We start from the raw sequence: 7385 nt of genomic DNA on the forward strand, positions 1-7385 counted from the left end.
GTGGCCTTGATGAACACCACCCGCTCTTGGTGGATGGCCCCCCACCGCAGGGCCAGAGTTTCACTCACCCGGCTTCCGGTAAAGCGCATGATCGCCCAAAGCGCTCGATGATCCGGCCCTGGTGCGGCATCTAATAACTGGTCAAGTTGAGCGGGAGACAGTGTTTGCGCCTGTCCTGATCCGTTGGTTTTGGGCATTTCTTTTAGCGTTGGTGAATTGACGTTCCATCTCGAATGGCAACTGGCCTGCAATAACTGGGGCGCTGCAGCAGCAACACCCCCAACGCAAAAACGTCAACTCAGCCGTAGCTGGGCCCAATCGGCTCAACGCGTACGGCGAATGGCACATCTGCTAGTCGGGCGACGTGGCAATTCAGCCGATCAGACCAAACCGGCTCACATCCCTGCCACAACAGATTCCGCAGCTCACTGGTCGGATGGCTGCTGTAACCGATGCTGAGCCGATCATTGGCCGCCTGCAATTCCGGGTGCTCACTATCAGCCAGATAGTTGATCGAGTCGGTGCTGATCGGCGATGCAAACCAGCCGCAGACCCAATCCAGGAATCCAGAGTCGGCTATTGAATCGATGCGATAGACACCCGCAGGACCGTAGTTACCGCGGACATCACCTCCCAGGTGAGTCTCAACAACCACGAAGACATCGTCCGACCAGCACCAGTCAGAGCAGCCAACTGGCGAGAAGATCGAGAATACGAAGTTCTCCGAGAAGTCGTTCTCCTGGTTGTAGGTGTTGTCGCGGTGAACTTGTTCGTATTCCTGGTGGCTGAGGCGGGCGAACCACCGCAGCAGTGCTGGTTCGTGCTCTGTTGCCCAATCGGTTGTTAGGGCATCTGCCAGGTGAGGCGGCAGGGCGATCGGCTTGCCCAGTGAGTTGGCGATGTGCTCAGCGGTGTTGAGCGATGGGCAATCCCAATAACGGGGATCAGCAGCCACCAGCTCATCCGCGGATGCGGCGAGTGTTTGCATTGGTTTTGCGGACAATGGTGTGCAGGTATTTCAGCCCCTGCACCCATTAGTCTATCACATAAAACGCCAACTTGGTGGCTTTGCCTTAGGGGGCAGGGTCCAGAAATGCTTGCTATGACAGCGTTACTAGCCCCTCCACATATACAGAAGCTCTATTCCATTTGGCCTCAAGTCCCTTGTTACTGTTACACAGCCCCAGAGGGTAGTGGTTTGAATATTGGCAGGCCTTGATCAACACCCGCAGTATTTTTGTGGCTTCTACGAGGTTCACTTCTCTACTACACTTGACACGGTAAGCGATAATAATTGTATCTACGAAGACTGGTTATGGCGTCAAGTTTGCAAGAGCCCAAGTTTGAGCTTGGCGTGTTGCTTAAAGCTGCAGTAATGGCTGGAATAGCTGTTCGTGATATTCCCTCCAATGTCAATCCATGGACCTGGAGTGACGAGCGCGGACGGAGTTGGCAATCAGCTCTGCGGCAGCTTTCACCCGTGCTGGCTCAAGACGCAGAAATTTTCTGGGGGCCGCCTATCAGTCTGGAGCTAGCGGCGGCCATCGAAGGGGAGGCCCCTTGGACCAGCGACCTTCAGGTGGAGCTTGCGGCTAAGCGTCCCCATAACCACGCCGAACGGGTGCAGGCCGAGATGAACGCTGCCCTGGAGGGCTTGGCCGCCACTGTCGAAGCCGAACGAGCTACTCGGGCGGCTAAGACGCCATCACCCGCGGAAATGCAACGGCAGATCTCGCTAAGTCGGGAGCTTGCCTACCGGGGCCCGCAGCAATGACCCGAGCGTTTACCGGCAAACCCACCTGCGTCTCGCTGGCGGCAGCAGCAAAGGTCACTGCCAACAGCCTGGCCGGCACTCTCACCTCTGCAATCCGGGGCATGGAGGGTCAGGCCAGCTGGCAGAACAGCAAGGAGTTGAAGCATTGGCACGCCATGTTCAGCCAGGCCCGGCAATGCCTGCTCACCCGTCCTCCAGAGCGGGCTGGTCCGAACCCACCATCACCCGCCTGGCAGGACCTGGTGGGGGTGCGATGACAGCTACACCCGCGCCTCGGCAAGGCAGTTCACTGGTAAGGAAGCGCAGTCCGCTGAAACCAGATGACCGCCGCTACCGGGAAAACAAGGAAAAAACACCGGCACCAACTGGGCCAAAGCGGCTCGAACCACTCCCCTGGCAGAGGGCGCTGCTTTCAATTCCAGACCAGTACGACGTACTTCTGAGCGGTGGCCGCGGTGGTGGCAAATCCACCGGGCTGGTGCTGCTGCTTTTGCGGGATGTGCTCCGTTTCGGCCGAGGCTTTTGCGGTGCGTTGGTACGGCGTGACCTGGCAGGGCTGCGCAAACTCGAACGTGAGATCACCGATCAGATCGCGTGTTGCCCTGAGCTGGCTGGCAGCCATTACCTAACGGGCGCAAAGGAGTTTCGCTTCTCAAATGGGGCCGTGTTGTACCTGCACTATCTCAAGGATGAGGCCAGTTTCAACAGGTTCCAAGGCACTGACCTAAGCCACGTCTACGTCGACGAGAGCGGCCAGATCGCTGACCCTGCCCCGCTGTTGCGGTTGCGCAGCTCGATGCGGAGCACAGCAGAGGGTGTGACTCCACGGATGGTCCTTACCTGCAACCCCAACAACGCTGGTTCGTACTGGCATTTCGAGAATTTCATTCGGCGGATGGTGCCCTGGCAGCCCACCCACATTGAGCTGTTCCAGAAGGAATGCGTGCTCGTGCATTCCACGCTCTTCGACAACATCCACCTGGCGAATAAGGATGCCTACATCGCCAACCTCAAGGCCAGCTGCAACTACGACACAGCCAAGATCCAGTCAGAGGTCTACGGCAGTTGGGGGGCGGTAAGTGGGTCGTTTTTCTCCCACGTCTGGGACAAAAATCGGATCATGGTCGCCGACTGGGATGGAATACCCACCTGGGCTGAGGGCTACAGCGACTGGAACGTTTGGATGGGTTTGGACTGGGGCACCCGCTCCCCCAGTTCTCTGCTGTTGGCTTACCGCTGCCCGATAGCCACATGGTGGAAGGGGAAGCGACTTGGCGCTGGCTCAATCGTGCTGGTGGATGAGCACTACACGTGCTTGACCAGCCCCGATGGCACCCGCCAATGGGGCACAGGTGATAGGGAGTTGACCACTAGCAAGATGGCCAAGGCGGCCCGGGAGCTATGCCTACGCAATGGCATCACGATCGAGCGGGTGGCGGAAAAACACCGAGTGGCTGATGCGGCAATTGGTGCTGAAATCGGTGGTGACAGTGGTTCTATTGGTGCCCAGCTCAAACGACACGGTGCTGGGTTCGTGGCAGGGCCAAAAGGGAAGCGGGCGCCGGGCTGGCAACTCATGGCACGGATGATGGAGGCGGCTGGTGACCCCACTGCGCCGGGTCTGTACGCCACCCCCAAGGTGGAATCGTTCTGGGCGACGGTGCCCGGGCTGCAATACGCCCAGCACGATCCCGAGGATCTGGACACGAACGGGCCCGATCACACCGCTGACGCTTGCAAATATCTCCTGGTGGCCACCCACGACAAGCGCTACACCTTCCAGCCCGGCGCTACCGATTTTCGGGTGTGGTGACTATGCAGGGCCTGCATAATCCGGAGCTGCAGATTGGGGAGGAGGTTCTGGTCGATGCCCCACGCACACGCTGGGACAACCGGCATGGGACCCTCCACCGCATTGAGAGGGGGCAGCGCAGCTTTGGTTGGGTGATCCTGGATGGGACTGCAACCCCCTTCCCCTTGGGTCAGTTGAGAAGGCTTTAACTTGGAAAGGGGTTGGGGTGATCCGTAAGGAACCCGCCTCTGTTTTGGTGCCTGCGGGCCACCGTCCCAGAGATTTCACAACCCCACATCAAAGTTGAATCAATAAAGCTCTGTCTGAGAACCGTGTCGTGAAGACTGACAAGTCTCTGATCAGGCTTGCCGCACTAGCCCTTGGGCTCGCCTGTTGCTTGCCATGTTTTGCGGAAACCCCCGAACAGATCGAGCAGCGACTTGAGGATCTCCGGCGAATGGATGCCGAGGCAGCACGACGTCGCCAAGAGACCCTTGAGTTTCAGGCGCGTCGCAAGAGGGAGGAGTACGCCCGCAGGTGGAAGCGCTATGGCAATGAGGAGATTGACGTTTTGACTTGGCGTCAGCAGAAGGATGGAACATGGGTCACGGAAGTCAAAGAACTTGAGCTCTCAGGAGACAACTTTAAAAATACGGTTGACAGTATGAATGCTGCCCTACCTGCGCTCAGCGTAGACAAGATTTGGGTCAAGGTTCGCCAGCCCATTAGCGTTGAAGAGCTATCCGGCCGCCTCAAGCTCGCTGAAGAGCGATTGACCAAGCTCAACGACGTCAACGAAGACCACCAATTCCGTCAAGGTGACTGGCTGGTTGTTCCCAGCCAGCAATCCAGGCAAATAAAGCAGCTGGCAGCGATCGACACCAGCGAGCTACGTCGTACACCTCCTCTCCAGTCCCTGCCTCCTGTGGAGGACCGTGCTGTTGTCCGTTTTGGTGACACGGTCTTAAAGATTGCCCAGCGCTATGGATTGACCCTGCAGGAACTGCTGCGTCTCAATCCTGGTCTTGAAACCGCACGGCTTGTTGTTGGCAGCCAGGTTCGCCTCGCTCAGGCGTCCTCCGGTCGCACCCCCATGGTGCTGGGGCTCAAGCCGACCACTAGCGGAGGTATCAGTTGGCCGGCGCTCCCAGGATTCGAATCAAAACTGTCCAATCGCCCACCTGCTCGATTTGATGCAAGCCTTGACGAGCTTGTTCGTGATGGAGTGGTCTCCGCTGATGAGCGCGACCGAATACAGGGGATGAGGAGATCCTTGATCGGAGTGAACTGCACCAGCCTGATGGTCAACCGCAAGCCTGCAGATGAGCGGTGGGGAACCTGGACAAGACCTAGCAAAGCGAGCACTGACGAGCGACTGGTCATCGACCGTTGCGTAACTAGGCGCGAAGCCAGATAAAGCCAACTTCAACCATCTTTTCTAGCAATAATCTTTAGCAACTCAGTCTGACGCTTGCTCTCTGTAGCGATGCAGCCGACAGCGGCAATGGGTGCTACTCCAAGGAAAGCCACGGTCGTGCTCAAGGAAGGCGAGCCAGGCACTTGAGACCCCAGCTAATCGCCGCATGGCTACCCGGCTGGGCTTCTCACCAACCACTGCCATGGCTGCCCTGGCCGCTGCGTTAGAACCGGCAGCTACTGACAGCTGACCGTTCCCATCCCAGGATTGGGACCTACACAGCCATCACCACCATGCGCCGTACGTTCCTGCCCCTGCTGATCCTCGCCGCTGCCCTAGCCACCGCCCCGGCCATTGCCAAGGTGCTGGCAGAAGGCAAGCCCAGCCCCGGCGGGTTCTACTGGCAGAAGGTCGAGAAAAGCAATGGCTCCATTCAGTACCTCTGCCGGAACACCTCCGACTCCAAGATCCAGAAGGCTGCTGCCTGCAATGGCGCTAAGGCCGTGAAGCCGTAGTGATACGCCCTGTTGCCTTAGCCCTACCTCTACTGCTAGCCGGACCGGCCCTGGCGCAATGGCAGACCGCTGAGCCTGTCGTCTCAGCCCACTGGAAAACCTGTCGAATCGAAACACCGGCCTACACCGGCTCATGCAGGGCAACGGTGTTTACCCTTAGAGACGGCTCGCTGAATCTCCACTTCGACGTGGACAACACCGGGCTAAGAGGGCTCACGTGGGGTATTTCAGCCATGCCGCCAGAAGGCAGCAATGTCTTCCCTGTCGTACTGACGGCTGAGAGGTTTGGTAAGCGCATTGTCCGCTACTCCTCTGGTGAGTGCCGGGTCGCACCGCAGGAAATTTTCTGCGTCACAAACGATGGCCAGCAGACAGCCGTGGCGAGGAATCGACTCCCCGACTGAGCCATCAATGAAACCTCTCACCGCTCCTGCTACTGCAATCCTCGCTTTGCCCCTGCTGCTGGCCAGCCCTGCTGGGGCTGCCATGGTCCTTTCCGTGGGCGATGGTGACACCATCCGCGTCAGAGATAGCGCCAAGCGGATCACCATTCGCCTGGCCTGTATCGACGCCCCCGAGACGGCACAAAAGCCCTACGGCATGGCAGCCCGTCAGCAACTGCAGGTCCTGGCCCCCGTTGGCTCGGTGGTTTCGATCAAGACCAAGACCACCGACCGATACGGCCGCACCGTCGCTGAGGTATTCCGCAACGGTCGATCATTGAACCTGGCGATGGTGAGCAGCGGCGAAGCCTTTGCCTACCGGCAGTACCTCAGCGGCTGCGATCAGGCCGCTTACCTCGGTGCAGAGGCTTCAGCCCAACGGCAGCGGCTCGGGGTGTGGGCCGTGCCGGGTGGCATCGAGAGGCCCTGGGATTTCCGACGAGGTCGCAGTGCTCGGCGCCTGCCACCAACTGCCACAACCCCTTCGCCCCAAACCGCTGCCCCTGCAGGCCCACGACTCACCTGCCGCCAAATCGGCAGCTATGCCCGTGCTCAAGAGCTGCTCCGGCAGGGCTACAGCTACCTCGATGGCGATGGTGATGGGAAAGCCTGCGAATCCCTGCGCTGAGGTTGCTTGCGGTGCTCACGCCAGCGCCACGCCGGCAATAAGCATCGGCCAGCGCATTGAGCTTCCTCTGTTAGATCAAGACTTTATGCCGGTCATACGGCAACGCAGTAGCCATGGAGCAATTGGTTAGCTAGACCACCATCAGCTGATCGCTAAGGCATTGAGCCTGCTGTTCGACGTGATCGCTGACCTGCCCGAGGGCATCGCGGTGACGCCGGTCTTCGCTGCTGATAAGGCCGAGGCCCTCAAGGCTGCCAAAGAGCTGTTCCCAGGCCATCGGGTAACGGTCGTGCTCAAGGAAGGCGAGCCGGGTAGCTAGCGCACCTATCGATCCACGTCTGCACTCCACCGAGGTTCCACCTGCTACCACGCCTCTTCCTTCTCCAGGCCCGTCACCCCGTTGGACGCCAAAGGATTAGTGTTGATCTGTATTTAAAAAGCACATGCAGCTGCGCAGCTATCTTCTTGCCCTGCTTATCGCAACTGCGTCAGCGGCTGCCCCATCAGCATCTGCTCAGCAGTTGATCGCGGATCCACCGTTTACAGCTGAAATTCCCACAGATCAGGATTGGAAAACTCCAGGATCAAAGGTTCCGCTGTCAACTATCGTAAAGCTAAAATCTAGCTTCGATGGCAATGTCGATTACGCTGTCTTTGATCGCGACTGGCTAAACAATGGCGACAGCACTGAGACAGGTGCTTTCACCAAGTGGAGTGTCGATACGCTACAAGGTATCTTGTACATCAAAACCGGCTGCGGGCTCTTGGCCTGCCCGTTTGGCCGGGTTCGTGATTCACGCGGACTGCCAAGTCCAG

General features: G+C 58.6%; 10 protein-coding genes. 8 read left to right on the forward strand and 2 right to left on the reverse strand.

Annotated features, from left to right (window positions below):
* Positions 1-197, reverse strand: a 197-nt coding sequence (locus KBY72_RS13570; protein WP_254993798.1) for a tyrosine-type recombinase/integrase, incomplete at its 3' end; no start/stop codon positions are given.
* Positions 198-298: 101 nt separating this feature from the next.
* Positions 299-955, reverse strand: coding sequence for a hypothetical protein (locus tag KBY72_RS13575; RefSeq protein ID WP_254993799.1), 657 nt, complete (start codon positions 953-955; stop codon positions 299-301).
* 360 nt (positions 956-1315) lie between these two features.
* On the opposite strand from KBY72_RS13575, the gene KBY72_RS13580 reads away from it, so the two are divergent.
* The 8 genes from KBY72_RS13580 to KBY72_RS13615 all read left to right on the forward strand — a co-directional run.
* Positions 1316-1774 (forward strand): hypothetical protein, encoded by a 459-nt coding sequence (locus KBY72_RS13580; protein ID WP_254993800.1) that lies wholly within the window; start codon positions 1316-1318, stop codon positions 1772-1774.
* Entirely contained in the window at positions 1771-2031 is a 261-nt protein-coding gene (locus KBY72_RS13585; RefSeq protein WP_254961453.1) for a hypothetical protein, read from the forward strand. The genes KBY72_RS13580 and KBY72_RS13585 overlap by 4 nt, the downstream gene beginning before the upstream one ends.
* Positions 2028-3587: a terminase large subunit domain-containing protein gene (locus KBY72_RS13590; RefSeq protein ID WP_254961452.1), complete on the forward strand. Its 1560-nt coding sequence runs from the start codon at positions 2028-2030 to the stop codon at positions 3585-3587. The genes KBY72_RS13585 and KBY72_RS13590 overlap by 4 nt, the downstream gene beginning before the upstream one ends.
* A 316-nt stretch (positions 3588-3903) precedes the next feature.
* Entirely contained in the window at positions 3904-4983 is a 1080-nt protein-coding gene (locus KBY72_RS13595) for a LysM peptidoglycan-binding domain-containing protein (protein WP_254961451.1), read from the forward strand.
* Positions 4984-5276: 293 nt separating this feature from the next.
* Positions 5277-5498, forward strand: coding sequence for a hypothetical protein (locus KBY72_RS13600; RefSeq protein ID WP_254961450.1), 222 nt, complete (start codon positions 5277-5279; stop codon positions 5496-5498).
* Positions 5499-5909: 411 nt separating this feature from the next.
* The gene (locus tag KBY72_RS13605; RefSeq protein WP_254961448.1) at positions 5910-6569 is read left to right on the forward strand and encodes a thermonuclease family protein; all 660 of its coding nucleotides are present in this window, start codon (positions 5910-5912) and stop codon (positions 6567-6569) included.
* A 160-nt stretch (positions 6570-6729) separates the two neighbouring features.
* Positions 6730-6888: a hypothetical protein gene (locus KBY72_RS13610; protein WP_254961447.1), complete on the forward strand. Its 159-nt coding sequence runs from the start codon at positions 6730-6732 to the stop codon at positions 6886-6888.
* A 124-nt stretch (positions 6889-7012) separates the two neighbouring features.
* Positions 7013-7385, forward strand: a 373-nt coding sequence (locus KBY72_RS13615) for a hypothetical protein (RefSeq protein WP_254993801.1), incomplete at its 3' end; no start/stop codon positions are given.

It is taken from the genome of Cyanobium sp. BA5m-21, assembly GCF_024346235.1.
Classification (GTDB): domain Bacteria; phylum Cyanobacteriota; class Cyanobacteriia; order PCC-6307; family Cyanobiaceae; genus Cyanobium_A; species Cyanobium_A usitatum.